This is a genomic window from Paenibacillus paludis (assembly GCF_042610515.1).
In the GTDB taxonomy this organism is placed as follows: Bacteria; Bacillota; Bacilli; order Paenibacillales; family Paenibacillaceae; genus Paenibacillus_AQ.
This window is the reverse complement of the sequence record NZ_JBGJZP010000005.1, coordinates 68,387-93,967: the sequence shown is the minus strand read 5'-3', so window position 1 is coordinate 93,967 and position 25,581 is coordinate 68,387. Positions and strand designations below refer to the sequence as shown.

The following is a 25,581-nucleotide window of genomic DNA, read 5'->3' as shown; positions in this document are numbered from 1 at the left end:
TGCAGCTCTCAAGTTCCAAACGGAAGTTGTCAAAAAAGTACGGATTCGCAGATTGCTGATGCAGCAGTTTGCGGACCCGTTTTGTTTTTTTTCGGGAGCACTGTAACTATTTCGGAGGCTTGGACGAATAAGTAGTAGAAGGCTGCGGGAGAGGAGGGGATTCGGACGAACGATATCCAGAGAGGAAACAGACAGCGCTCCATTATGGAGGATGAGGCTGCGGGTCACCCGGATGATGAGGCAGCCGTGCTGATCAGGTTCCGGCAGGGAGAACGGGAGGCTTTTGAATGGCTGGTTCGTCAATACCGGCAGCCTGCGGTAGGGTTTGCCTATCATCTGACCGGGGATTATCATACCGCCGAGGATTTGGCACAGGACTCTTTTGCCTATCTGCTGGTGTATCCGGAGAGATTCGATACCCGCGCGTCTTTTAAAACCTATCTGTTCACAATCCTCCGCAACAAAAGCATAGATTCCTTGCGGAAGCGGCAGCGGACCCTGCCGGTTGAAGCAGGGATGCGCAGGCGTCCCGATTCCTCCTTTTCAGGGGATTACTCAGGAGATAACCTGCCTGAAGGAAACCGCATGCCGCCTCCCGGCAGGGAGGATCCCGAGCGGATGGCGATTGTGCACGAGGAGGACCAGGAGTGGCAACGGCGTTTGCTTACGCTCAAGCCGGATTACCGGATGGCCGTGTATCTCGTTGATGTAGGTGAGATGTCTTATACAGAAGCGGCAGCTATTATGGGCCGTACAACGGTGAGCTTCAAAGTGCTGCTGCACCGGGCCCGCAAGAAGCTGAGGCAGATATACGAAAAGGAGGAGTGGGATTGTGAAGCCAGCCGAAGAGGAACAAGCGTTTCTAGAGGAAGTGTACCGGAAAGCCCGTCTGCTGGAGTATGACAAACGTGAGGCTGAGAAGGTGCAGAGAAACAGCCGGAAGCTCGACAGGCAAAGAAATACTAAGCTGGCGGGTATTGTGCTTACTGCGGTTGCTGTTTTTGTAATGATCAAGTTCGAAGTTATTGATGTAGTGTTGCTCGTCTTGCTGTCACTCCTCCTGATCGGAATAGGACTGATGGTGGAGAACACGGAGTTTACCTGGGACCAGGAAAGCGATTAGTAGTAAATAGTCAAAAGCATGTGAGGGAGAGGACCAGAATGGAACTTGTAATTGAACAACTGACCAAAACCTACGGGAGTAAGCAGGCTTTAAACGGTGTCAGCTTCAAAGTAGGCGAAGGGATACACGGCCTGCTTGGTCCTAACGGGGCAGGCAAAACAACGCTGATGCGGCTGCTTGCAACTTTACTTACACCCACATCCGGCAAAGCAACGATCGGTGGAGTACCTTTGACGGACAAAGCGCAGATCCGCCAGCTGGTCGGTTATCTGCCGCAGGAATTTGCATTTTATCCAGGGATGTCGGTGCTTGAAGCGATGGATTATCTCGCACTTTTGTCCGGGGTGAAGGGGCATTCGGAGCGGAAGCGGAGAATCGACGATTTGCTGGAGCAGGTGAATCTGACGGAGCAGCGCCGGACCAAGGTGAAAGCACTGTCCGGCGGAATGAAGCGCCGGCTCGGCGTGGCCCAGGCAATGGTGCATGAACCGAAGCTGCTGATCGTCGATGAGCCCACGGCAGGGCTTGATCCGGAAGAGCGGATCCGCTTTCGCCGGCTCCTCAGCCGGTTCTCTGAAGGGAGAATCGTCCTGTTGTCCACCCACGTTGTGGAGGATGTGGAATCCACCTGTGAGCAAATGACCGTGCTGCATAAGGGAAGTCTGCGCTATCACGGCAGAATCGGTGACCTGACGGGGGCTGCCGCCGGACGCGTCTGGACGGTGGAGCTTGACCGGGCGCAGTGGGAGCGGGACCGTGACCGCTTCCCTGTGCTGTCTGCTGTGCCGGAAGGCACAGGAATGCGCATCCGTGTTCTCGCCGATCAGCAGCCTTATCCGGGAGCGCAGCAGGCCATACCGTCTATTGAGGATGCCTATCTTTACCTGATGCGCAAGGAGGAGTCGTTCGTATGATAGGGCTCATTGGTAAAGAGATTCGCATGATTCTGCGCAGTCTCGTCTTTTATGTATTTATACTAGTGGCCTGCTTCTTCTATTTCACCGAATATGCCGCAGAGCAGACCTGGAGCGAGCTTCGGCCTCCCGTTATGACTGAGCCGCAAAATGTGGGTCCCCCTGAACATCCTTTTTACGGCTGGAAGCTGCCCGGGAACACCTCTGAACTTGCTACGCAAATGAGGAAAGAGATGGGCTGGGACCTGGATGCCGGTTCAACAACCAAGCTGAGAATCGGCTTTCCGCTCGAGAGCAAGCTGGATAAGCAAGAAAAAGCTGCCCTCACCGAGGCTGCTTCCAAGCTGGACATCATTCTTAAAGATTCGGACAAGTACACGATGGAAGACGTTTACAAGGTTTCTGATGATTTGAACGAGCAACTTGGCGGGAGCAGTATGTACAAAAGAGGGATGGATGAATTCGGCTTTGGTATCGATAACTACGAGGAAGCGGTGAAAGCGCAGGAACAAACGCTTGTACGCTACAACGAGGTTGTAGAGGCCGGAGAGCTGCTACCCGGAGCCGCACGGTATTTCAGCGATTACCTCGCACTCCCGGCTGGTATCTTTCCGGTATTCCTTTCGGCCTTTCTGCTGCTCCGTGACCGCTCCAGCCGAATGAGCGAGCTGATATACAGCCGCCGGGTTTCGTCATGGACCTACGTCGGTTCAAAGTTTATCGCGCTGGGGATCATGCTCTCCCTGATTTATCTTGTGCTTGCAGTTGCCGGCGGCTGGCAGACCGTAAATGCCCTGGAACTGAAGGGACAGACGGCGGAGGCGATTTTCCTCTTCCTTGGATACACAGCTTGGTGGCTGCTGCCTACAGTCTGGGCTTCGATTGCCTTCGGAATGTTCGGCTCTATGCTGTTCCGCCGGGGGATTGTGCCGATCGCCCTGCAGATCGTCTGGTGGTTTATTTCTGTGCTGCCGCTTATGGGCTCCTATGGGCTGTACAAGTTGATCATCCGCTTTAACACGCCAAGGGACGCTGATTTATATAAAGGCTGGGTGGATGAGATCGCAATTAACCGCAGCTTCTACATTCTGCTTGCGGTGCTGCTGGCAGCCGGAACCGCGCTGCTCTGGGAAAGAAACCGCAGCCAGGCGGATTCCGGATGGGTACGGGGGAACAAAACCTCTGCAAGAAAAGCCAAAACGGCCGCGGGGGAAGCCTCATGACAGGTCAATCACTCCGCGTGCTTGGTTGGTACAACCTGAAGCTGACCGCCCATTATTCGTGGCTGCTGTCCATCGCCCTGCTGTGCAGCGTGCATTTCTTCATGGATCCTCAACTCATGGAATGGGGAGATGTCGCCAAGCTGGGAGAACAATTGATCAGCTTCCTTGGCCTGATCGTGTACCCCCATCTGGCGATGCTGGAGGAAGGCGGAATCGGTGAGGTGCTCTACGCCAAGAAGGTGCGGCATCACCCTATCTTTCTGTTTCGCTGGCTGTCCGTTACTTTGTTTATTTTCTTGATCATTGCCGTTTTTTTCACCAGCCTGCATTTGCGCGGCGCGGTCTTTGACCTATGGCCGATGATCGGCGGAGTTGCCATTACCGCAATGGCGATCGGATCCGCAGGTATGACGGCCGCTCTATTACTCCGCAACATATCGGGCGGATACATTATCGGCTTTGCCTGGTATCTGCTCGACTTTATGACAAAGGGCCGTCTGACCGGACATTTTTTTCTGTTTGGGCTCGTGAAGGGCGGATGGGATCCTGACAAATGGCTGCTCGCCGGACTGTCATGCGCACTTGCCGTGTTCTGTGCCTTCCTGCTTCCGGCCCGGAGACTGGACTGAAGGCAGCCCAGGCAGGCAGAGTAGCTAGCTCGGCAGCCTGTTTGAAATAGAACGAACTTAACTCTTCAGCATCTTCGCTTAACCGGCGAGACTCCCTCACAACCTGAGATTGATAAAGCGAAGCAGAAAGTCCGGCACGCTGCACCCGCAAGGACGGCGGGACTTGCACCGGAGCCGAAAAACTAAACAAACGGCATAACATATAACTGACCGCCTTAAAGTCATTGTAGTGACTGAGAGGCGGTTTTTTGCCGTGCAAAACTGCTGACATTACGTCCCGATCTGCAAACTGCATCGAATGGGTTTCCCGCTTCTATGTTCATTCTTTTTGGGCAAAAAGCCCTTGTTCGCATACCTAATCTCCAGTAAATTGGCTCATTCGTTTTCATTTGTCTCTATGATAGACTTCATATTAGAAGCTAATTGACCGAAAAAAAGATATACTTACATTTACATTTAATTTCTGTCCGCCACTTTCACAGAGGAGGCTCTATCATTGTCCGACAATCTTTTTAAATATCTGTATTTGCGGTCTTCTACAGGATTTGCAGTCGTGTCCATGAAGGATGGGACGATACAACTGGCCAACCCTGCACTGTGCAGTATGTTCGGGTATACGGAAGCGGAGTTTATGAACCTTCGGTATTTGGATATTTCCTGTATGGAAGAGAAAGACACAGCAGATCATGAGCAGGTTATAAACCTATTGCTGCAGAGCCCGGGTGCGGCTGTAGACAGTGAAAATCAATTTACACGCAAGAATGGTGAAGTCTTCTGGGTGGCACTGCATTTGTTTCTGACATTTGATGAAGCTGGTGGTACCCCTTTATATATGATTGCGGAAATGAAGGATATTACGGACCGCAAGCTGGCAGAGAAGAAGATACTCGAGGAGCATTATCTCTATAATCTGATTTCGCAGAATACACCGGATTTGATATCTCTCGCTGATCCTGAGGGTACGATCCATTATGTTTCACCCTCCATTGAACGAGTGCTGGGATACTCTACCCATGAAATGATCGGTAAAAAAAGACCGGATTACTACCATGAGGAAGACGCATTGGAGATGACCGAGCAGGGACTGCTCTATTCGGACAACGATGTGTTTACCCGCAGGGTGCGCCATAAAGACGGGCATTATCTTTGGATTGAAAGCTCTTTCCAGATCATGCGCGACGATAAGGGTGGGGTTCAGCAGGTCTTGACGGTTGCCCGGGATATAACGGTCCGGAAGAAATACGAGGACATGCTGGCGAACGCCCAGTTTCTGGCCCGGATGGGCTCGTGGGAATGGGAGGCCTCCAGCCAGCAGTTGATTGCTTCCAAGGAAATGCGCTGTATCTTTGGCCATACCGATGATATTAGCAATCATACCGTCTATGATCCGCTGCTCATCAAGGAATGTGTGGAGCCTGAAGATCTGCCCAGGGTTATGGAGGCGCTGCTTGATTCGGTGAAACACGGGACGAAAGGCGGAGCGGTCTTCGGAATTACGGCGGCCGACGGCATGAAGAAATTTATCGATGCCCATTGGGAAGTGGCTCAGGATTCCTTAGGTAACATAAGACAGATTAGCGGAGTGGTTCAGGACATTACAGCTCATCGGGAAATGGAGCAGCAGCTTCGGGAAAGCGAACAGAACTACCGGCTCATTTCGGAAAATTCCCAGGATTTCATTTCCCGCAATGCAACCGATGAGGAAGCAACCTATCTGTATGCCTCTCCGGTGAGTCTGCAGATGTTCGGATATACACCTGAAGAGATGGTAGGCACCGGGGGAATGGATTATATTCATCCTGAGGATGCAGCCCGTGTCCAGGCCTATCTGCGCAGCAGCATGAAAGGGGAAAGGCTTGAGCCTATCGTCTTCCGGTTTCTGTGTAAAGACGGCTCTTACATCTGGACAGAAACGACCCTGCGCCACATTGGTACCGGTGCTGGAGGGGATACGGAGATAGTCGGCATCACCCGCGACATCTCGGAGCGGAAGCAATATGAGCTCAAAATGCTGGAGAGCGAAAACCGCTATAAGTCTTTGTTTGAATATAACCCTTCGGCCATCAGCGCGATGGATTTGCAGGGACGGATCCAATCGCTGAATGCCAGCCTGCAGCATTTGACGGGTTATTCCTGTGAAAGCCTGCTGTTGTCAAACTACTGCGATATCTTTGATCCGGAAGAGCTGGATTTTGTGGCAGAACGCTTTCTTGTTGCTGCAAGCGGTGTAGCTCAAACCTTCGAGAGCAGACTGCTTCACCGGGATGGGCATGTTGTCGAGGTCAGCATGATTTATGTGCCGATAATGGTAGACAGCCGGGTCGTGGGCGTATTTGCCATTACGAGCGATATTACGGAGCGCAAACGGCATCTGGAGCAGATTGAGAAGCTCAGCTATGAGCATGCGCTGATTCTGAATTCCGTTTCAGAAGGTATTTTTGGCATGAATCTTGAGGGTGCGACGGTATTTATCAATCCGGCGGCGTCCGCAATGCTTGGCTACGAAGCCGGGGAGCTGGCGGGTGAGATCAGGCTGCCTACGATCGAGCAGACGTGGCTCGACGGAGAGCCATATCCTGGAGGGCGGAAGACTCTGAGGGAATGGCTGGAGGATCATCTCACCTATGATGAGAAAGAGGGCGTATTCTGGAGACAGGACGGTTCAAGCTTTCTCGTTAAATACCGGATGACCCCCCTGTTCGATAACGGTGTACGGAAGGGTGTTGTGGTTGTGTTCCGCGACATTACCGAAGAGAAGGCGATTGTACGGGCTAAGGAGTCTGCCGAGCAGGCGGACCGGGCCAAATCTGAATTTCTGGCCATTATGAGCCATGAGCTGCGCACACCCATGAACGGGATTATCGGCATGGCTGATTTGCTTGAAGGCACCGTGCTTGATGAAGAACAGCAGTATTATACACAGATTATTACCAAAAGTGGTGGGACGCTGCTGCATATTCTCAATGAAGTGCTCGATTTCAGCAAAATTGAAGCGGGCATGATGACGATTGAGCTGCAAGCTGTGGATCTCCGCCAGGTTGTATCGAACGTCACAGATATCTTTTATCCCCGTATCAAAGAGAAGGGGCTCTCGCTAAACTGTGAGCTGGATGACGCGCTGCCACCGCTGGTGTTAACGGATGAGACCAGACTGCGCCAGATTCTTGTAAACCTGGTCGGCAACGCGGTGAAATTCACCGAAGAAGGGGAAATCGGGATTCAAGTGAAGCTGGTGTCATCCAGAGATTCCGGCGAGTGTGTTCTTAAATTTACCGTGACGGATACTGGGATCGGTATTCCGCTGGACAGCCAAGGGCTGCTGTTCCAATCCTTCTCCCAATTGCATCCATCGATCAACCGCAAATATGGCGGAACAGGTCTGGGACTGGCCATCAGCAAGAAGCTGGTGGAGCTGCTGGGTGGAGCGATAGGCGTGGAGAGCCGTGAAGATGAAGGCTCGGAGTTCTTTTTCACCCTCCATACCACTCTTCCAAGAGAATTGTCCTCCGCGGGCGGCGCTGCTGCGTTCCCGGCTACGGAACGGCGGGAGAACCGTAGCAAGTACAAAGGCTCCTCCAGCGGGGTGTACGGTCCGCTCTCGATTCTAGTTGCCGAGGATCATCCTGTGAACCTGAGATTGCTGCAGGCGTATCTCAAGAAGCGGGGATATGATTCCGATGTGGCGTCCAACGGGGAAATGGCGGTCGAGGCCGTGCTCACCGGGCAGTATGATCTGGTATTTATGGACATTCAGATGCCGCTCATGGATGGGATTGAAGCGACAGCCAAAATCCGCGAGGAGCTCGGATTGTCCCCGGTCATTATCGCCACTACAGCTTTTGCCCGCAAAGAAGACAAGGAGATGTGCCTGAGGGCGGGCATGCAGGATTTCATCTCTAAGCCGATCCGGCCGGAGGAGCTGGACAGGGTGCTGAGGGAATGGTCGGCTTATTCCCGCAGATAGGCTGAAGAGCCATACGGAAGTCAGGAATGATTGGCCTCAATTGAGGTTATTCTGAAAGAATGAAGGTCGAAAAGCAAGGAGGGAGGGCCGCTAGTGAGAGTGTTGTTGTATGTGCTGTTCGCGATCCTTTACCTGCTGACCACGTTCTTCGGCCTGGGTCCCGTACTGTTCGCTGACGGCTCTGTCAAGGAACGGATCCTTACGCTGATTGTCGTGTTGCTGATTTATACGGCGATCACCGTATGGATGCGCAGTCTGCTGAAACGGCTGGGCAAGCATTGACAAAGTCTGCTGCGCTGACTATATTTAGATTATTCGTAATTTTTACGTATAAATATAGCCAGCGAGAGGGTAACGCGATTGCAAAAGATGAAACGCGGCGATTTTGTCATTATTGTATTGGTTTTACTTGTAGCCGGCTCCATCTACGGAGTCAAATGGATGAATAACCGGAATGAGCATTATGTACAAGGGGATTTGAAAGCCGTTATTACAGTGAACGGCAAAGAGTATAAAACTGTTTCATTGACCAAAGAAGAGCAGATTATTGAGATGAAGACTAAGTTTGGCCACAATATATTAAAAGTGTATGATTACGGAATTCAGATGACGTATTCTGACGCTCCGTTGCCGATTGCCCTGGAGATGGGCTTTATTTCCAGACCGAGGCAGCAGATTATTTGCATTCCGGCCCGGCTGATGGTTGAAGTCGTCAACCCCGACAGATCCATTGATGATGATGATGAGCTGGACGCAGTTATTTAGCTGCCGGTAAACTTTGAATCTGCTCCCATGCGGCCACCGAGTCGGCATTGGTGTACACGTAAGGAGTGGAAGGCTGGGGAATCGCTGTAATGCTGTCTGGATCAATCTGCATGATTTCCTTGCCGCCGTATTTCACAACCTGAAGCTTGCCCCGAACCTCAATCCAGGTATCGGCGGGCAGGCTTATTTGTGTTTGCGGATCAAGCAGGATTCCGAAAGGAGTGGCATCGGCAGTACAGCATTGGACGAGAAAACGGCTGACCGCATACGAACTTTTGCCTGCCACCGCCGGTTCGCGGTACAGGAAACCTGAGACGGTGATCTCTTTACCAGCAAATTGGCCTTTATACAGGTCGATTGCTCCGAACGTTTCGGAGAAAATTTCCGGATAAACCGTAATGACATCCTGTGCGTGAAGGTTGGCGGCAAGCTCCGCAAATTCCGCCTGATAAGGATTGGCTGCGGCGAATGACTCTTTTTCCCGCGGTTCCACCGTGGTATAGGATAAGGCGATGCCTTTTTTGGCTGCGGCCGCGCTGCCCAGAGCACGGTCGGGAAGCAGGAAGCCGAGCAGCAGCGGAAGCAGGAACAAGCCGTAAAGCGCGCTGCTTCTGAGCCCGGTGCGGGGCAGACGGTGCTCGCAGTCGCACAGGACACTGCTTTTGCCGAACAAGGCCTGAATCCCCAGGCTGAGTGCCATGAGCGCAAGAGGTATGGGACAGAGCTTAATCCAGCGCGCCAGCTTCGGGGCGACATAATAATGCAGCGCGTCCTGCTGGACCAGATGCCCAATGTACAGCGCGAAGAGAAGCAGAATAACCGCCCTGAGCAGATAGTGGAACCGGATACTGCCGGAATCGTTCATCTCTGGCCCTCCTGAAAGTTTTGTGAGAAATAGCGTCATAACCCTAATGAAACCAGCACTGATCCGATAAAGACGGCGGAGAAGATAAGGAAAAATAAGTAAAGCGCGAACTTCGTCTTGAACAGCGAGAGCAGCATCAGCGAATTTTTGAAATCCAGCATCGGTCCAAGCACCATGAATGCCAGCAGTGATCCCGCCGGGAAGGTGTGCAGAAAGGTGGAAGCGACAAAGGCATCGGAGGTTGAACATAAGGAAAGGACAAAGGCCAGCCCCATCATGAACAGATAGGATCCCAGCGGCTTCTCCCCAATAGCGGCCAGACTGCCCTGATTCATAAAGCTCTGAATGCCGGAGGTCAGCAGGCAGCCGATAATCAAATATTTGCCCATCTCAAAAAACTCGTCCGATGTATGCACGAAGACGGCAACCAGTTTGCCTCCGCGTGTGCCTTGTTCATGGCGTTCCCCGGTTTCACGCTGAATAGAAAGCCGCAGCGGCGACTTTTTCACCGTGATGTAAATGATAAGGCCGATCAGCGCGGCAACGGCAAACGCAAGACCCATACGGGCATAAGCGAGTCCGGGATGGGAGCGGAAGGCCGTCAGTGTCGCCCCATAAACGACGGGATTGACCACGGGTCCCGAGAGAATGAATACGACAGCAACATACAGCGGCATTCCCTTATGCATCAGGCGGCGGACCAGCGGGATCATGCCGCATTCGCATACGGGAAAGAGGATGCCGAGCAGGCAGCCGAACAGGATCGCCGGAACCGGTCTCCGCGGAATCCAGCGTGAGATGATCTCGTCCGGAACGAATACGCGGAGCAGGGAAGACAGCAGCGCACCCAGCAGCACAAACGGCAGGGCTTCCAGCAGAATGCCGATAAAAGCTGTTTTGAACGTATCCACATAGGCATTGTCCAGCAGCTCCGGGTGCTCCGGCAGCCACACGATGCCCGCAATAATCAGGAAGACGGCGGGAATGAGCAGCGGCAGTATTTTAAACGGAGAAAAGGTTGTCAAGGCATCTTAGGCTCCTTCCCGGCATGCGGTATTAACCGAACAGTGCAGACCAGCGCTCCGTCAGCTGCTGTTCATCCAAATGTAACCCTATGAAGACGACATAAGGCAGTCCGGGATAACGTGACGGCTCCCAGCTTGCGCGGTTTCCGGCAAATTGTACCAGCTGGACTTCAGCCTGACCCCTCAGCCGTACATGTCCTTTGGCCCGGAGGAGGCTGCCGCCCCATTCGCGGAAGAAGCCCTCCAGCTGTTCCCTGTAGATTCCGCTATCTTCCGCTTGCGGGAAGGTCAGTGTCACAGCAGCCACCTGCGAATATGAGGGTTCGGCTGCTTCAAGCCTTGGTTCATGCACAGCGGTTGCACCATGGGGCTGACCGGCGTTCATCCGCTTAAGCACGGACCCGTTGATGGTGCGGGAGCTGCGCTGGGCTGCTGCGGTACGGGATGTCCGGGCAGTGATGCCGGCCAGCAGCGGAGCCACGTTGATTTCGCTGTAGTGGGTAAACACAATCTCGGATTCCGCATTATACTTGCGGACGGCCTTTTCAATTTTCCATAAGGTTTCCGGCTCTACAAGATCACTTTTATTGACGATAATCAGATCGGCACCGCTGATTTGCTTGCGCAGTGTCCGGACAAGCTGCTTGTCGGCAGAAAACCGGCTGTTGTACTCGAGCATGTTTTCGGCATCGAGAAGGGTGACCGTATAGTGCAGCGCCAGCCGCTCGCTGAACGAAGGCTCCAGCAGCGACTTTGCGATCTCTTCGGGATCGGCGACGCCGGTAAGCTCGATAAAGATCATATCCGGCCGCCGGGCGAGCAGTGCATTCAGGCTTCCCGGCAGTTCGTCCTTGCGGCTGCAGCAGACACAGCCGTCCAGCAGCTTTTCCACACTAGTTCCCGTATGCTCCTGCAGAATGTAGCCGTCAACATCGCGTTTGCCCAGCTCATTCATCACTACACCGGGATTCAGTCCCCGTGCCTTGCTCTCTTTCAGCAGAGTGAGCAGGAGGGTTGTCTTCCCGCTCCCCAGAAATCCGCTTAATATAATCACCGGTATCTTCATCGTCCACACTCCCGTTTGAATCTTGCAATTGCAAGAATCATATTTTCATATTTCCATATATACGTAATTTGATCTAAGGAAAGACCACATATTTGAGAGAGTAGAAATTTTCTGCATGCCCTTGTTGACAGCAGGGGACTCAAACATGTAGAATGTGTAAATCGTAAATATTACGATTAAACAAAAGGAGATGAACGCTGTGAGAGTAATTGTGACTTTGGCCTGCACAGAAACCGGCGACCGCAACTATACCACTAGCAAGAACAAGAAAACCCAGCCGGGACGGATCGAAATGAAGAAATATTGTCCGCGTCTGAAACGGGTTACGCTGCACCGGGAGACACGCTAAGTTATGCAGGCTGGGTTCTGAAGCCGCCTTGCGCTGCACATAACCTTTCATCTGTCATCCCTATCCCATCTAAAAGTCTAAGGAGTAAATCTATGAATAAAATTCCTGTTACCGTGCTCAGCGGATATCTGGGCTCCGGTAAAACCACATTGCTCAATCACATTCTGCACAACAGAGACGGCCTGAAGGTCGCTGTCATTGTCAATGACATGAGTGAGGTCAACGTCGATGCTAGTCTGGTGAAATCCGGCAACACTCTCTCCCGGACCGAGGAAAAGCTGGTGGAAATGTCCAATGGGTGCATCTGCTGTACACTCCGCGACGACCTGCTGCGTGAAGTGAGCAATCTGGCCGCGGAAGGCCGGTTTGATTATATCCTGATCGAATCCTCCGGGATCAGCGAGCCGGTTCCGGTCGCGCAGACCTTTACGTATGCCAATCCTGATCTGGATATTGACCTGACGGAGCTCGCCAGACTGGACACGATGGTCACCGTTGTGGATGCCAACCGTTTCTGGCATGATTTCGCTTCCGGAGACAGTCTGATCGACCGTAATATGACGGCGGGCGAAGGGGATTTCCGCGATATTGTAGATCTGCTTATTGATCAGATTGAGACCTGCGACGTATTGCTGCTCAATAAATGCGATCTCGTTGAAGAGCAGGAGCTGAACAAGCTTGAGGCTGTGCTGCGCAGACTTCAGCCGGGCGCCAAGATCATCCGTACGGTTAATGGTGTCGTTGATCCCAAGGAGATTCTCAATACGCACTTGTTTGATTTTGAGAAGACAAGTATGTCCTCCGGCTGGATTGCGGAGCTGAATAAGGAGGAGCATACACCGGAGACCGAAGAATATGGCATTGGCTCCTTCGTCTACCGGCGCAGAACACCTTTCCACCCGCAGAGATTAAGCTTCTTCTTCAGCAATTGGCCGGAAGAAGTTGTGCGGGCGAAGGGGCTGGTCTGGCTGGCTGCGAAGGGCGATCTCGCCGCGAGCTTAAGCCAGGCCGGGCCTTCGATCCAATTTGGTCCGGCCGGTTACTGGCTGGCGACTCTGCCGAAGGAGCAGCAGCTTGAAGTGCTGGCGGCGGAGCCTGACGTGAAGGCCAGATGGGACGAGCAGTGGGGCGACCGGATGAATGAGATTGTGTTCATCGGAGTGGCCATGGACCGTGCGGCGATTGAAGCCAGACTGGACCGCTGTCTGCTGACCGGAGAAGAACTGCAGCAGGACTGGAGCCAGTTCAATAATCCGCTTCCTTGGCCTGCCGGGGAGCTGCTGGGAGCCGCTCAGGAGTAGAGGCGGTAAGCGAGCACAAGTAGAGAGCGGATCTCATAGAGGGTGCCTCCAGCCAGTTTGCATTTAGAAGGACCTGTTTCCACATGAAAGTGGAGATTGGGTCCTTTTTATTCATTTGGAATCCATATTGTTTGTTGCACATCGTTGTAGTTATTCTAAATAATTACGATTAATTTGCCGTGATGGGTTTACAAATCGTAATCATTACGATAATATGTTTGGAGTCAATACGTAATGTTTACGATTAATCCAAAGCGGATTAGGAAAGAAAGGATATGTGCCATGATTTTATCATCCATGCGGGATGTGGTGTTTGGTTACGGGAACGAGCCTGTGATTGACTCCCTGTCGCTTGATATTGAAGCCGGGCAGTTCATCGGGATTACCGGCCCGAACGGTGCGGCAAAGACCACGCTGCTGAAGCTGTTGCTGGGCCTGCTGCGTCCGTGGAGCGGAACAGTCACACTGAACCGGGAGATCACGGGAGGGGGCAAGCTTGCTGTCGGCTATGTTCCGCAGCAGGTGGCTTCCTTCAATGCCGGATTTCCCAGCAAGGTTATTGAACTTGTCCGTTCCGGCTGCTACGCCCGGCTTGGCTTGTTCGGCAGGTTTACGAAAAGTGAGGAAGAAATTGTCGAGCGCAGCCTGAGACAGGTGGAGATGTGGGACTACCGTGACCGCCGGATCGGGGAATTGTCCGGCGGGCAGAAGCAGCGGGTCTGCATCGCCCGTGCGCTCGCGGGACAGCCTCAGGTACTGGTGCTGGACGAACCGGCCACAGGCATGGACATCGCCAGCCGTACCGGCTTCTACAAGCTGATGCGACATTATGTCAGCCAGCACGGGCGCACCGTCATTATGGTCACGCACGGCCTGGAGGAGACAAGCGCTTATCTAGATACAGTGATCAGCCTGGAACGAAAGGAACAGGAGGGCTGGCAATGCTTGGTTACGAATTCATGCAGCGTGCATTTTGGGCCGGGGGCCTGATCGGGATCATCGGGCCGCTGCTCGGCGTATATCTGATGCTCCGCCGTCAGGTGCTGATGGCCGATACCCTCTCCCATGTGTCGCTCGCGGGTGTGGCGCTGGGCTCAGTGCTGCAGCTGAATCCCGCACTCAGCGGCTTCGCGGTGGCTGTCATCGGCGGTATCGTCATCGAGCAGCTACGCCGTTCTTACCGTACATACAGCGAGCTCCCGGTTGCCATTATTATGACCTCAGGGTTAGCGCTGGCAGTTGTGCTGATGAGCCTGCAGCAGAATCTGAGCAAGAGCTTCAGCTCGTATCTGTTCGGCTCTATCGTAGCTGTGAGTGATACCCAGCTTAGACTGATTGCTATCGTCACAGCGGCAGGCCTGCTGTACTTCGTCCTGCTGCGGCGGCCGCTCTACAGCCTGACCTTTGATGAAGAAACGGCCAGCATCGGCGGCGTGCATACGGGCCTGTTATCCTTTTCGTTCGCTGTGCTCACCGGGATGACCGTTGCGGCAGCGATGCCGGTGGTAGGGGTATTGCTGGTGTCGGCACTTATTGTGCTGCCAGCCTCGCTTGCGCTGCGTATCGCTTCCGGCTTCACCGCTGCGGTTCTGATTTCCATCGGCGTGGGCCTCACCGGTGTTTTTAGCGGCCTGGCAACATCCTATTATATCAATACGCCTCCCGGAGGCACGATTGCCCTCATTCTGCTGTTGTTCCTGCTGACCGCCATCGCAGTGCAGAAGCTGAGCAGGCGGCGGAACCGCCGTAACACACATAAATCCTTAAGCAAATTCCATAAACCCATATAAGAACAGGAGTTAACATTTATGAAGTCTAAATTCAATATCCGCCATCTTGCCGTCTTGTCCCTATCAACCCTGCTGATTGCCGCCGGTTGCGGCAAAAACAATAACGCAGATCCTGCCGCTACTGCTGCTACTGCTTCTAATGCGCCTGCAGCCGAGACAACTGCCGTTCCGGCAGCAGACAAGCTGGACATTAAGGTCAGCTTCTACCCGATGTATGAATTCACCAAGAATGTTGCAGGCGAGCTTGCCGATGTCGAAGTCCTGGTTCCGGCCGGCATGGAGCCGCATGACTGGGAGCCGACGGCACAGGATATGGCCAAGATTACGGATGCCGATGTGCTCGTCTATAACGGAGCCGGTATGGAGGGCTGGGTCGAGCAAGTACTGGACAGTGCTTCGGGCAGCAAAATGGTCACCGTGGAAGCCAGCAAAGGGCTTGAAATTAAGGAAGGCTCAGAGGAAGAAGCGGATGCTCACAGTCACGAACATGAGGAAGCCGGACATGGCGAGGAAGCCCATGATCACGAACATGAGGAAGCCGGACATGCCGGGGAAGCCCATGATCACGAACATGAGGAAGCCGGACATGCTGAAGAAGCTCATGATCACGAAGAAGGTGAACATGCGGAGGAAGGCCATGCTCATAATCACGGCGGTCTGGACCCCCATGTCTGGCTAGCTCCCGAACTTGCAATCAAGGAAGTGCGTACTATCGAAGCCGCGTTGTCCGCTGCTTCCCCAGCGAACTCAGCTGCCTTCAAAGCCAACGCCGATGCCTATATTGCCAAACTGGAGGCGCTGCACCAAGAGTTTCAGGATGGACTCAAGGATACAAAACGCAAAGATTTTATTACTCAGCATGCTGCCTTTGGCTATTTGGCTGAGGCATACGGCCTGACACAGGTGCCGATTGCCGGCCTCTCTCCAGAACAGGAGCCATCCGCTGCCCAAATGGCCGGGATTGTTGAATTCGCCAAGGCCCATGACGTAAAAACGATCTTTTTCGAGACGCTGGTATCCTCCAGTGTTGCTGATACTATTGCCCAGGAAATTGGTGCCAAGGCCGCTGTCTTGAATCCGATCGAAGGGCTGACGGATGAGGACCGCAGCAATAACCTTGATTATATCGGCATCATGCGCCAGAACCTGGAAGCGCTGAAGACGGCACTTAACGAATAGAGCAGAATTCATCATTGGCAACTCATTCAAACTACGGAAGGCGGATAAATAATATGGCCAAGAAATCAAAAGTAGTCAAAGAATTAAAACGGCAGGAATTGGTGGCTAAATACGCAGATAGACGGAGAGAGCTGAAGGCCAAAGGAGACTATATGGCCCTGCAGAAGCTGCCGCGTGATTCCTCCGCTACCCGGCAAAAGAACAGATGCGCTGTTTCCGGCAGACCCAGAGGGTATTTAAGCAAATTTAAAATTTCACGGATCGTCTTCCGGGATCTGGCGCTGAGGGGTCAAATCCCCGGCATAACCAAGTCCAGCTGGTAAAATCAGGTGTTGTGTTTCAGCTTTAAAGGAGCGGCTAATTCTCGACTTTACAGGGGATTGGCCGTTTTGCTGTGTTCATTATCTTTGCCTGGGTCTGTGGAGTGGATTATTATAGAAGAAAAGCAGGATTGATTCCAGAAGAGCGGATCAGCAGAAAGGACGAAATATGGGGAGCGTTGTTCTCCAAAAGCCACCCCTGCCTGCGGGCCTCGATGCTGCCCAAACGGTACGGCTGGGGCGTGCACTTTAATGCTGAGGGCAAAATTGCCCTGTATGCCAAGGAATCACCTGAATATGATCACTTTACGTCACATGAGGATGCAGGCGTAAAGCTGCTGAATGCGATGCGCAGCAAACGCAGCTTAGAAGGGAGGAAAAAGTTTGTACAAGACAATAGAAGAGATTACGCTGAATACCTGGCCTGCGGAGCAGAGCGTAATGCTGGAGGGCTGGGTGCTGCGTTCGGCAGCGGGCTACACGAAACGGGCGAATTCGGTTAATCCGCTCTACGGCCCGGAGGAACAGGATGCCGGACTTGGAATGTTGCGGAAGATCCGGCTTGCAGAACAATATTATGAGGATGCAGGGCTGAATCCCGTATTCAAAATCACTCCGTATGCCCGGCCTGCCGGTCTGGATAAGGAACTGGAGTCGCAGGGATATGGCCTCGTCGAGCCGTCATCCGTCCGTGTTCTTGACCTCCAGGACCTGCCTGAATTACGCAATGTCTATACGCTGCAGATCCGCGGCGAGCTGACAGAGGAGTGGCTGAAGGTCTTCGCTGATTTAACCGGGTTGTCCTCCGGGAACCGGGAGACGCTGCGCCGAATGCTGACCGCTTCCTGTTTGAAGCAAGGTTACGCTCTCTTGCTCAGGGATGGTCTTCCGGCTGCCTGCGGGCTTGGGGTAATCCAGCATGGGTACATAGGGCTGTATGATATCGTCACAGCCCCGGCTCACCGCAGACAAGGGATGGCGGAGCAATTGATTCTTGGACTGCTCCACTGGTCCAGGTCCGAGGGCGCCTCAGCCTCTTTTTTGCAGGTGGTACAGGCGAATAAGGGCGCTTCGGCCCTATATGACAAGCTGGGCTACAAGGAGATTTATCAATATTGGTACAGGGTCAAAATCCGGGAATAGAGGAGGCGAAGCATGTGTCACAATACTGGAGCGACAGATTTGCCCGAGAAGGTATGATTTGGGGAGAACAGCCCAGCGGATCGGCGCTGCGGGCTAAAGCGTGGTTCCTTGAGCAGGGGATCAAGTCCGTCTTGGTTCCGGGTGCGGGCTATGGCCGCAATACGAAGGTGTTCTCGTCTCAGTTTGACACTTACGGCATAGAGCTGAGCAGTGCCGCACTGAAGCTTGCTGTGGAATGGGACAGCAGCACACGGTTTATCGAAGGATCGGCACTGGAGCCTCAGCTGGAGCACCAGGTGGATGCTGTCTACTGTTACGATGTGCTTCACTTGTTTCTTGCCGGTGAGCGGTACCGCCTGATTGATGCGGCTCTTGCGCAGCTGCGGCCCGGTGGCCTGCTCTACTTCACCAGCTTCTCTGATGAAGATCCGAACTATGGCTGCGGAAGAAGGCTGGAGCCGGGGACCTATGAGTATAAGGAAGGGAAATATGCCCACTTTTTTAGCGATGCCGATTTGCGGGAGCATTTTGCCGGAACAGAGATTGTTGAGACCGGCACATTTACGGATTCGCTGCACAGTCCGCAGGGCGGAAGCCATGAATACATACTTAGAACTATTCTCGCATGCAAAAGAGGATAGGACCCTGGCAGTAAGACGCTTTTTTTTGTAGTCCGCGCAACCGGATTTCAGCTTGCCGGCCACGCGGTTCAGACCTAAACGAATTTCCCTTGAGTCGGGACAGACAGCTCCTTGAATGTCTTGCATAAATGAGCCAATGCAGGCGACAGCTCTGGAACAGCCATGGGCAGGCCATGCCCGGCAAGCAAGACTTGCGGATCGAGAAGTGCGAGCTTGCGCACAGACTTCTCCGCCTCCACCCAGTCTAACGTGAAATAAGCCGGAGGACCGTGCAGTTCCTTGTGCTGCGTAATTACCGCAAATGCCGATTCCTGCTTCACTGTAATTATAGCGTCTCCTGCTATAAGCACCCTGTCTTCGGGACGGAAAAGAGAGATATGCCCCGGGCTGGGCCCCGGCGTATGCACCCATGTCCATCCTTTGGCCCCGGGAACACTTCCGTCTTCCGGCAGCGGATGCACAGCTGCGCCGAGATCAATGCCACGGTGCGGATAAAGCGGGGCTGCTACGGCCATCAGACCGCCGCCAACGGATGGATCAGCCGGAGGATAATCCTCTTTTCCGGTGAGATAAGGCAGCTCCAGGGGGTGGGCATACACCGGAGTTCCTTTCCATTCTTCCAGCAGCTCCTTCAGGTTGCCGACATGATCAAAATGCCCGTGCGTCAGCACAATCGCCTGCGGCGGTTTGCCAAACTGCTCCCTGGCCGTGTGCATAATGCTCCCTGCGAAGTTTCCAAGTCCTGTGTCGACCAGAATCCAATCTGATCCGGGCCGGCCAATAAAAGCTGCGTTCGCAAATAAGGTCCGAAGACCCAACACTCCGGCTGCCACTTCCAATGTTTCGGTAAAACCGGCAGTCAGTATACCGTTCCATTCCATCCGCGTTCCTCCTGTTTGTTACTAGCTCAAGTGAGTTCACCTTGTAGTATGGCCTTTTTCATAAAATAAAAAGCATAGCTGCTCAAAGCAGTCCCGAGCCGGAGGAAACGTCAAATGGCCCTTCTCGCAATGAAGAAGGACCTTGTGTGTTTGTTTGTTAAGAAGATGTACTTAGGACAAGCCGTTTGCTGGATGAACCTGCGGTTTAATCGGGTTAATGCAGCTCACAATCAGCGAACAGGATATGCCGCGGGATACGGAAGAAATTCTCTGCTTTCTCCTGTAGTGCGAGGGTTGGGAGATGGCTCTGATGCAGCCATTTGCGGAAGGTGCCGGGATGGACACCGATCCATATGCTGACATCGGTGACGGAGAAATCGTAAACCATGCACAGACCCGTAAGAATGACATTGCTGCGGGGTGAGCCCGCAAGTGTTCTTTTCATAAACCGTGAAGGTGTCGGCTGGCAGACTATCGGACTTTGCCGTACAAGTGCCTCGTTGAACAGGATGTGGGACGGATAGCCAAGCAGGCGGCAGACCTTGTCCAGATTGGTTCTGGAGGGGATGCGGCCCTCGTACACCCAGGCGCTTACACTGCGCGAGGAGACGGAGAGCTCTTCCGCAAGCCGGGACAGCTTAATGTCCTTGGCCATCAGGATGGCAAGCAGCACACGGTTGCGGATTTGACTGCGTTTAGGCCGGCGAAATCTTTTGACCCGTACACCTTGTCCAAGATATTTACGGTTGATCAGAGACCAGGCCTGGATTTTGTGAGATTCTGGTTGATTCTTAGGCATACTTCCTCCGAATTTTTAAGGTTATACTACAATACTTTCTGAAGTGCTGCAATGGTTAATGCTGTAATTGCTTACATACATGCTTAAGTTTCTTTCAGAAGTGATGGTGTTATGATATATTTTTAATAATCATTTTACAAATTTAATCGTTGGGAGCGAAATAGATGATTAAGCATATTGTGTTTTTCAAATTGAAAGACCGGTCCCCGGAGAAAGTCGAAGCCACAGTTCAGGTCCTACGGAACATGGAAGGCAAAATTCCGCAGCTGCTCTCCATCGAGGTTGGTGCCGATCTGATTCATTCTGAGCGTTCCTTTGATATTGCACTTGTAACAGTGGTAGCATCCATGGAAGATTTGCAGGCTTACCAGGTTCACCCGGCCCATAAGGAAGTTATTGCCCATATCAATGAGGTCAAGGAGCTTTCGATTGCAGTAGATTACGAAATCTAAAACAGGATGACTGTGGCAGGAAAACCCATTAAATACCGAAAGCGGTGACGTAAATGCGTGAGCTTGAGTATCCGATGGAAGCCTTAACGTATCTGATCGTATTTTTGGCAGCCTGCTTTATTATGCTGTTCTGGCTGAAGCGCCGCGGCAAACGCGGAAAGTAGCAGCCATTACTTTCGTTCTACTTAAACCACCAGAGTTGGAGGGTCAGCTGTGTATTATGTCAACCGAAAGCAAATCGAAATGATACTTGGCCAAATCCCCGATATCAGAGCCGGTCTTCAACATGCAGCATCTGCATGGGATGGCAGCATTATCACAGGACTCGTGCAGGAACGATGCCTGCATTTGGCGATAGAGGTTGTGACTGATGTCGGCAGCTACCTGATCGACGGGTTCATCATGCGTGATGCCGGCAGCTATGAAGATATTATCTCCATTATCCATGAAGAAAAAGTCCTCGGTGACAGCGGAATCTACGAGGTGCTTATCAAGCTCGTATCACTGCGCAAACCGCTGGTGCAGGATTATTATACCTGGGAGCGCAGCACGCTGCATCCGTTAACCCATGTACTTCCGCAGGTGCTGGAGCAGTTCGCGGAGGAAGTGCGCAGGTATCTGGACCAGGAGCTGGGTACCGGACAATAACTGGGGAAATGCCTGAACTAAGCCAGTGCTGCACAACTATTATACACGGCGAGAGCCGTGAAAGAGAGGAGGTCCTTGCGGATGAAAAAGGGGCAGGAAAGCGGATCTACACGACGTTTGATTATGACACTCCTGAAGAAGAAAGGCCCGCTGACGATCGGTGCGCTGGCGGAGGAACTGGGAATTACCGAAATGGGCGTACGGCGTCATGTACTGCAGCTGGAGCAGGAATCGCTGGCCAAGACCAAGGTCGTCCGCCAGGCCATGGGCCGTCCTCTGCATGTCTATTCACTGACTGAGCGGGCTGAAGACCATTTTCCCAAAAGCTATCATAACCTGGCGCTTGAATTGCTGCGGGAGCTGGATCACGGCAGCGGCCTGGAGGCCGTCAATGTGCTGTTCGAAGGCCGGCGGCGGCGGATGCTAGCCCAGTACGCTCCGATGATGGAGAACTGCAATCTGGAGGAGCGGGTTGCAGAGCTGTCTTCCATCCAGAATGCCGGAGGTTATATGGCTGAATGGAATAAGGAAGAGGACGGCTCCTATATTATGCGCGAATATAATTGTCCGATCCGCCAGGTAGCGACCCAATACCGGAAGGCTTGCCAATGTGAGCATCAGTTGTTCGAGGAACTCCTTGGTGCCAAAGTTACGCGCAGTGAATGTATGGCGGAGGGCGGCCAGTGCTGCCGGTACGATATTACGCCGAGAGAAAAAGACAAAACTTCTGAAATGACCTCCTAATCAGTCACAGGACAAAACATCCATGCTTATGATATACCAGAACTAGGCGATTGCCCGGGTGGCCGGGCAGAGGCACTTGAATCCAAAGGAGAGATTGAGGATGAAAAAGGAATCCAAAAGTTTGCTGTGGGGTATTTTGGCCGGTAGTGTGGTAGGTTCAGTGACAGCGCTGCTGTTTGCCCCTAAACCAGGCAAAGAGTTGCGTAAAGATATTGCGGAAGGTACCACCGGAGCCATTGATAAAGTGCAGGATGTCGCCGGGCAGGCCGGAGACAAAGGCGCGGAGCTGTACGGTAAAGCCAAAGAGGCGGTAGAAACTGTTGTAACCGAAGTCAAGGAATGGAGCAAGCAGTACATCCATACCGATGAGGAAGAAAAGTATATCACTCTCAGCGGAAAAGCAGTTGAAGAAGCAGAAGCCGTATCGGACGCTGCGGAAGCCGCCTTTGAAGAGGCTGCTGCTGGCAGCGATGAATCTGCTGCGGAGATTGAAGTCGTTCTGGAGGATGAAGTAAAGGATGACAAAGGCAACGGTGAGATCGCCTGATTTCACGGGATAGGCCATTCTCAGGGAATCCTAATAATATACGCGCTTCCGGCCAAGAGCCGCTTTTCGCAACGTGGCGGAAGGTGGCTCTTGGCGGCTGGAACAACAGTGGAATATTGGGCTGGACACCGGAGCCGATCAATGCTTCTCTTGAACTGTAACGGCAAAAGGAGTATTATCTGCAATTGGGGCTGAAGGCCAGGTACACTTTGTTTAAGCCTTACATAAGCTACACAAAACAAGTAAAAGGAAGCGGTGTGTTCGTGCAGCAAGCTATAGCAATATTGGACTCGGGTGTGGGGGGACTTACGGTTGTCAAAGAAGTAATGAGACAGCTCCCGCGGGAGAAAATCATCTATTTTGGAGATACTGCCCGCGCCCCTTACGGACCCCGTTCAACCGAGGAAGTGAAACTGTTCACCGAGCAAATCGTGGACTATCTAATTCAATTTAATCCTAAAATGATCGTTATTGCCTGCAATACTGCAACTGCGGCAGCTCTTGACTATATCTCTGCCAAGGTGTCCATTCCTGTCATTGGAGTCATCCATCCCGGTGCCCGTGCGGCGATCAGCGCAACCAAAATAGGCCAGGTCGGCGTAATTGGCACCATCGGCACCATTAAGAGCGGAGCCTATACCGCAGCGCTTCAGGAGTTGTCTCCATTTGTTAAGGTAGTCAGTCAGGCCTGCCCGGCGCTTGTCCCTTATGTCGAGCAGGGGTTGTTCCGCACGGCGGAGAGCGAAGCGGCGGTGGCGGAATCGCTCAACGGGATCAAGTATGAACCGATTGATACACTGATTCTGGGCTGTACCCACTATCCGTTCCTGGTAGATCCGATTGGCAAGGTCATGGGACCCGGTGTTAAGCTGATCAGCTCCGCGGATGAAACCGCGCGGGAGATCAGCACGATCCTATATGACAAAGGCAAGCTTGCCCGCGGAGATGAAAGTCCGATTCATCAATTTTTCTGCAGCGGAGATGCCGAGATGTTCCAGCGGATCGCCCGCGACTGGCTTGGAGAACAGATCAAGCGCACTCCCGTTGTCTGGCAGGTATCTTCGTTATAGGCTTTGCTGTGAGGAAACAATAGGGACAATCCCTCGGATTCGGAAATTTCAGAATCAAGGGCGTTCATGATAGACCGGGAGGTATCACTCCGGGTCTTTTTTTTAAATGTAAGAATTTATAGGCTTCACGCTATAAATTACCTCCAAGACCTTATTCACCTGCCAGGGTGATTTTGTCCTGCACAAGTGAATAGTTGCGATACTTCAGGATTTATTGTATGCGTTTACATTTATTTGTGCGGAAGGGGTGAACTGTGCTCATTTCTTTCATGCAGGGCAGTAGGGGCTGCATACAATAGGGTTGAGGGCTGTGTCCCGTTGTCTCCGCGGGTATTGTCCGCCCGGGCGGCAGGGGATGACGGCAACTAGAGGGCCGAGAGGATGAGACATATGCAGCAATATATTGCCCGCAGGGGAGATACCGTTAGCCGAATTGCCGCCAGGCATGGACTTACACCGGAGCATGTAATTCAAGGAAACCCATGGGCCGGCAGGCAGCCTTATTTATATCCGGGCCAAATCCTGTTTCTGCCTTCCGCTCCGCGCAGACGTTATTCTGTACAGGAGGGGGATGACGCCGGGTTGATTGCCGCTTTATTTAATGTGAGTATAGATGAGCTTGAAATGCTGAATCCCGGAGTGACCTCAGGCCGCTGCTGCATACCGGGCAAAGTGCTGGTTATTCCTCCGGCAGCTTCGCGGTCTGTAGTGTCTGTACGCAGCGAATATGGTCCGGATGATGTCGAGGAGGATATCGGCAAGCTGGTGGCCAAATACCCGTTTGTTACAAGGGACAGCATCGGCGCAAGTGTGCTCGGCAAGCCGCTCCACCTGCTGCGGATAGGCAGCGGGCCCCGTCATCTCCATGTCAACGCTGCACTGCATGCCAACGAGTGGCTGACCTCGCCGTGCCTGATGTCGTTCATCGAACAATATGCCGCTGCGTATGACGCAGGCAGGGCTTGGCACGGCCACAGCCCCGAAGAGTGGCATGAGCATTGGACCTTGTGGGCAGTACCTATGGCTAATCCGGATGGGGTGGAGCTGGTGCAGGAGGGGGTACTGCCCGGCCAGCCCCACTATGAGGAGCTGCTGCAATGGAATTGCGGGCGGCGGAGCTTCCGGCATTGGAAGGCTAACATCCGCGGGGTGGACCTGGGCGATCAGTTTCCGGCTCACTGGGAAGAGGAACAGGCGCGCCGGGGAGTGCCGGGTCCTGCCCCGCGGGACTACAGCGGACCGGCGCCGCTCAGTGAGCCGGAAGCCGCCGCGCTGGCGGCGCTGGCGGAGCAGTATCCCGGTGATGCAGCCGTATCTCTGCACAGCCAGGGCGGAGAGATCTACTGGAACTACAGGGGATATGAGCCGCCGGAGAGCAAGGGATGGGCGGCAAGGCTGGCAGCGGCGAGCGGATACCGGGCCGTTGAGCTGAACGGCAGCGATGCCGGTTATAAGGACTGGTTCATTCAGCGCTTCCGGAAGCCGGGCTTCACGGTGGAGCTGGGAATCGGCAAAAATCCGCTGCCGCTGGCTGATTTTGAAGACATGGCGCTGGAAACCGGGCTTATTTTGGGTGCTATACTCTCAAATTTGAAATAAAAATGAAACAAACTTTGTAAATTTGCGTAATATAACAGCAAAGGGTACGGCCGCAGTCATTCCTATACGTGCTTTGCGGCTGAATCCTTTTTTAGGGATATAACTGCTGATTAAGCCCTGACCAATATTATCCGAGTGTCTGGATTCAATATATTACCTACATCATTATTAGGAGGACCGTCATGAAATTCAGAAAACTGCTTTCGCTCAAACAATGGTCCCATATCTTCCGTAATTCCTGGCAGTATGTCATTTCTCCCAATGTAACGATAGGGGACAAGCTGCTGTTCACTATACCGGTGCTGCTCTACTGGGTGCTTCCCGATTTTATGCCGTTTCTGCCGATTGACGACATTGGTGTGACGATGCTGCTGATGGGCTGGTTTGTATCACGGATGGACCGCAAATATCCTGCCCTGAAGAGCGGAAGATGAATTTTTAGAGAATCTTTATACGCTCCATTCTGATCTATTTCGCCGATATGGTTGCTTTTACAGGTTACTTTCCTTAAAATAAATTATTGAGTATTTAAATTTAAGATGCC

Annotated in this window: 29 protein-coding genes; 24 read left to right on the top strand and 5 right to left on the bottom strand. The window is 52.8% G+C overall.

Annotated elements, in window-relative coordinates; translation table 11 throughout:
• The first annotated feature begins 204 nt into the window (after positions 1-204).
• The 8 genes from ACAN56_RS11305 (at position 205) to ACAN56_RS11270 (ending at position 8,618) form a co-directional block, all read left to right on the top strand.
• Positions 205-903: an RNA polymerase sigma factor gene (locus ACAN56_RS11305; protein ID WP_379142790.1), complete on the top strand. Its 699-nt coding sequence runs from the start codon at positions 205-207 to the stop codon at positions 901-903.
• Positions 833-1,123 (top strand): hypothetical protein, encoded by a 291-nt coding sequence (locus ACAN56_RS11300; protein WP_156130860.1) that lies wholly within the window; start codon positions 833-835, stop codon positions 1,121-1,123. The genes ACAN56_RS11305 and ACAN56_RS11300 overlap by 71 nt, the downstream gene beginning before the upstream one ends.
• A 38-nt stretch (positions 1,124-1,161) precedes the next feature.
• Positions 1,162-2,037 carry an ABC transporter ATP-binding protein gene (locus ACAN56_RS11295; protein WP_038589519.1) on the top strand — a complete coding sequence of 292 codons (876 nt, stop codon included), beginning with the start codon at positions 1,162-1,164 and terminating at the stop codon, positions 2,035-2,037.
• Positions 2,034-3,260: an ABC transporter permease gene (locus ACAN56_RS11290; protein ID WP_038589521.1), complete on the top strand. Its 1,227-nt coding sequence runs from the start codon at positions 2,034-2,036 to the stop codon at positions 3,258-3,260. Before ACAN56_RS11295 ends, ACAN56_RS11290 begins: the two co-directional genes overlap by 4 nt.
• Entirely contained in the window at positions 3,257-3,889 is a 633-nt protein-coding gene (locus ACAN56_RS11285; RefSeq protein WP_038589524.1) for a hypothetical protein, read from the top strand. Before ACAN56_RS11290 ends, ACAN56_RS11285 begins: the two co-directional genes overlap by 4 nt.
• 496 nt (positions 3,890-4,385) lie before the next feature.
• Positions 4,386-7,853 (top strand): PAS domain S-box protein, encoded by a 3,468-nt coding sequence (locus ACAN56_RS11280; RefSeq protein ID WP_379142785.1) that lies wholly within the window; start codon positions 4,386-4,388, stop codon positions 7,851-7,853.
• 93 nt (positions 7,854-7,946) lie between these two features.
• On the top strand, positions 7,947-8,135 hold the full coding sequence (locus ACAN56_RS11275) for a DUF6954 family protein (RefSeq protein WP_379142783.1): 189 nt from the start codon (positions 7,947-7,949) through the stop codon (positions 8,133-8,135).
• An 87-nt stretch (positions 8,136-8,222) separates the two neighbouring features.
• Positions 8,223-8,618, top strand: a complete 396-nt coding sequence (locus ACAN56_RS11270) for a NusG domain II-containing protein (RefSeq protein ID WP_379143225.1) — start codon at positions 8,223-8,225, stop codon at positions 8,616-8,618.
• On the opposite strand, the gene ACAN56_RS11265 is transcribed toward ACAN56_RS11270, so the two are convergent.
• The 3 genes from ACAN56_RS11265 to ACAN56_RS11255 are packed head-to-tail and all read right to left on the bottom strand — an operon-like array spanning position 8,611 to position 11,574.
• Entirely contained in the window at positions 8,611-9,483 is an 873-nt protein-coding gene (locus ACAN56_RS11265) for a TIGR03943 family putative permease subunit (RefSeq protein WP_038589531.1), read from the bottom strand. The genes ACAN56_RS11270 and ACAN56_RS11265 overlap by 8 nt on opposite strands.
• A gap of 35 nt (positions 9,484-9,518) precedes the next feature.
• A complete protein-coding gene (locus ACAN56_RS11260; protein WP_038589533.1) occupies positions 9,519-10,508 on the bottom strand; it encodes a permease in 990 nt (329 codons plus the stop codon).
• A 31-nt stretch (positions 10,509-10,539) separates the two neighbouring features.
• Positions 10,540-11,574 (bottom strand): CobW family GTP-binding protein, encoded by a 1,035-nt coding sequence (locus ACAN56_RS11255; RefSeq protein ID WP_379142780.1) that lies wholly within the window; start codon positions 11,572-11,574, stop codon positions 10,540-10,542.
• A 199-nt stretch (positions 11,575-11,773) separates the two neighbouring features.
• Here ACAN56_RS11255 and rpmG point away from each other — a divergent pair, with 199 nt between their 5' ends.
• From rpmG to ACAN56_RS11210, 9 genes are all read left to right on the top strand, one after another.
• Positions 11,774-11,923 carry a 50S ribosomal protein L33 gene (gene rpmG / locus ACAN56_RS11250; RefSeq protein ID WP_379142777.1) on the top strand — a complete coding sequence of 50 codons (150 nt, stop codon included), beginning with the start codon at positions 11,774-11,776 and terminating at the stop codon, positions 11,921-11,923.
• A 92-nt stretch (positions 11,924-12,015) separates the two neighbouring features.
• Positions 12,016-13,224: a GTP-binding protein gene (locus ACAN56_RS11245; RefSeq protein WP_379142774.1), complete on the top strand. Its 1,209-nt coding sequence runs from the start codon at positions 12,016-12,018 to the stop codon at positions 13,222-13,224.
• A gap of 282 nt (positions 13,225-13,506) precedes the next feature.
• Positions 13,507-14,214 (top strand): metal ABC transporter ATP-binding protein, encoded by a 708-nt coding sequence (locus tag ACAN56_RS11240; RefSeq protein ID WP_340899203.1) that lies wholly within the window; start codon positions 13,507-13,509, stop codon positions 14,212-14,214.
• Complete coding sequence (locus ACAN56_RS11235) at positions 14,160-15,014, top strand: metal ABC transporter permease (protein ID WP_076112277.1); 855 nt, start codon at positions 14,160-14,162, stop codon at positions 15,012-15,014. The genes ACAN56_RS11240 and ACAN56_RS11235 overlap by 55 nt, the downstream gene beginning before the upstream one ends.
• A gap of 18 nt (positions 15,015-15,032) precedes the next feature.
• Entirely contained in the window at positions 15,033-16,193 is a 1,161-nt protein-coding gene (locus tag ACAN56_RS11230) for a metal ABC transporter substrate-binding protein (RefSeq protein WP_379142770.1), read from the top strand.
• A gap of 53 nt (positions 16,194-16,246) precedes the next feature.
• Complete coding sequence (rpsN, locus tag ACAN56_RS11225) at positions 16,247-16,516, top strand: 30S ribosomal protein S14 (protein ID WP_038589550.1); 270 nt, start codon at positions 16,247-16,249, stop codon at positions 16,514-16,516.
• Between the two features lie 71 nt (positions 16,517-16,587).
• On the top strand, positions 16,588-17,016 hold the full coding sequence (locus ACAN56_RS11220) for a DUF6157 family protein (RefSeq protein WP_081965782.1): 429 nt from the start codon (positions 16,588-16,590) through the stop codon (positions 17,014-17,016).
• Entirely contained in the window at positions 16,898-17,656 is a 759-nt protein-coding gene (locus ACAN56_RS11215; protein WP_038589552.1) for a GNAT family N-acetyltransferase, read from the top strand. Before ACAN56_RS11220 ends, ACAN56_RS11215 begins: the two co-directional genes overlap by 119 nt.
• A 14-nt stretch (positions 17,657-17,670) precedes the next feature.
• Positions 17,671-18,297, top strand: coding sequence for a class I SAM-dependent methyltransferase (locus tag ACAN56_RS11210; protein WP_038589555.1), 627 nt, complete (start codon positions 17,671-17,673; stop codon positions 18,295-18,297).
• A gap of 74 nt (positions 18,298-18,371) precedes the next feature.
• Here the strand turns inward: ACAN56_RS11210 and ACAN56_RS11205 are convergent, their stop codons facing one another.
• Positions 18,372-19,178 (bottom strand): MBL fold metallo-hydrolase, encoded by an 807-nt coding sequence (locus ACAN56_RS11205; RefSeq protein WP_379142765.1) that lies wholly within the window; start codon positions 19,176-19,178, stop codon positions 18,372-18,374.
• Between the two features lie 214 nt (positions 19,179-19,392).
• Positions 19,393-19,977 carry a helix-turn-helix domain-containing protein gene (locus ACAN56_RS11200; protein ID WP_038589560.1) on the bottom strand — a complete coding sequence of 195 codons (585 nt, stop codon included), beginning with the start codon at positions 19,975-19,977 and terminating at the stop codon, positions 19,393-19,395.
• Positions 19,978-20,141: 164 nt separating this feature from the next.
• Between ACAN56_RS11200 and ACAN56_RS11195 the strand changes: the two genes are divergently transcribed.
• The 7 genes from ACAN56_RS11195 to ACAN56_RS11165 all read left to right on the top strand — a co-directional run bounded on the left by ACAN56_RS11195 (position 20,142) and on the right by ACAN56_RS11165 (position 25,471).
• A complete protein-coding gene (locus ACAN56_RS11195) occupies positions 20,142-20,429 on the top strand; it encodes a Dabb family protein (RefSeq protein ID WP_341118542.1) in 288 nt (95 codons plus the stop codon).
• 213 nt (positions 20,430-20,642) lie between these two features.
• Positions 20,643-21,077, top strand: coding sequence for a DUF86 domain-containing protein (locus tag ACAN56_RS11190; RefSeq protein ID WP_379142762.1), 435 nt, complete (start codon positions 20,643-20,645; stop codon positions 21,075-21,077).
• An 81-nt stretch (positions 21,078-21,158) separates the two neighbouring features.
• On the top strand, positions 21,159-21,821 hold the full coding sequence (locus tag ACAN56_RS11185; RefSeq protein ID WP_038589567.1) for a helix-turn-helix transcriptional regulator: 663 nt from the start codon (positions 21,159-21,161) through the stop codon (positions 21,819-21,821).
• 100 nt (positions 21,822-21,921) lie between these two features.
• A complete protein-coding gene (locus ACAN56_RS11180; protein WP_052091990.1) occupies positions 21,922-22,368 on the top strand; it encodes a YtxH domain-containing protein in 447 nt (148 codons plus the stop codon).
• Between the two features lie 263 nt (positions 22,369-22,631).
• Positions 22,632-23,438, top strand: coding sequence for a glutamate racemase (racE, locus tag ACAN56_RS11175; protein ID WP_038599336.1), 807 nt, complete (start codon positions 22,632-22,634; stop codon positions 23,436-23,438).
• A 390-nt stretch (positions 23,439-23,828) separates the two neighbouring features.
• Complete coding sequence (locus tag ACAN56_RS11170; protein WP_379143222.1) at positions 23,829-25,037, top strand: M14 family zinc carboxypeptidase; 1,209 nt, start codon at positions 23,829-23,831, stop codon at positions 25,035-25,037.
• A 182-nt stretch (positions 25,038-25,219) separates the two neighbouring features.
• Positions 25,220-25,471, top strand: coding sequence for a hypothetical protein (locus ACAN56_RS11165; RefSeq protein ID WP_038589573.1), 252 nt, complete (start codon positions 25,220-25,222; stop codon positions 25,469-25,471).
• Positions 25,472-25,581 lie beyond the last annotated feature (110 nt).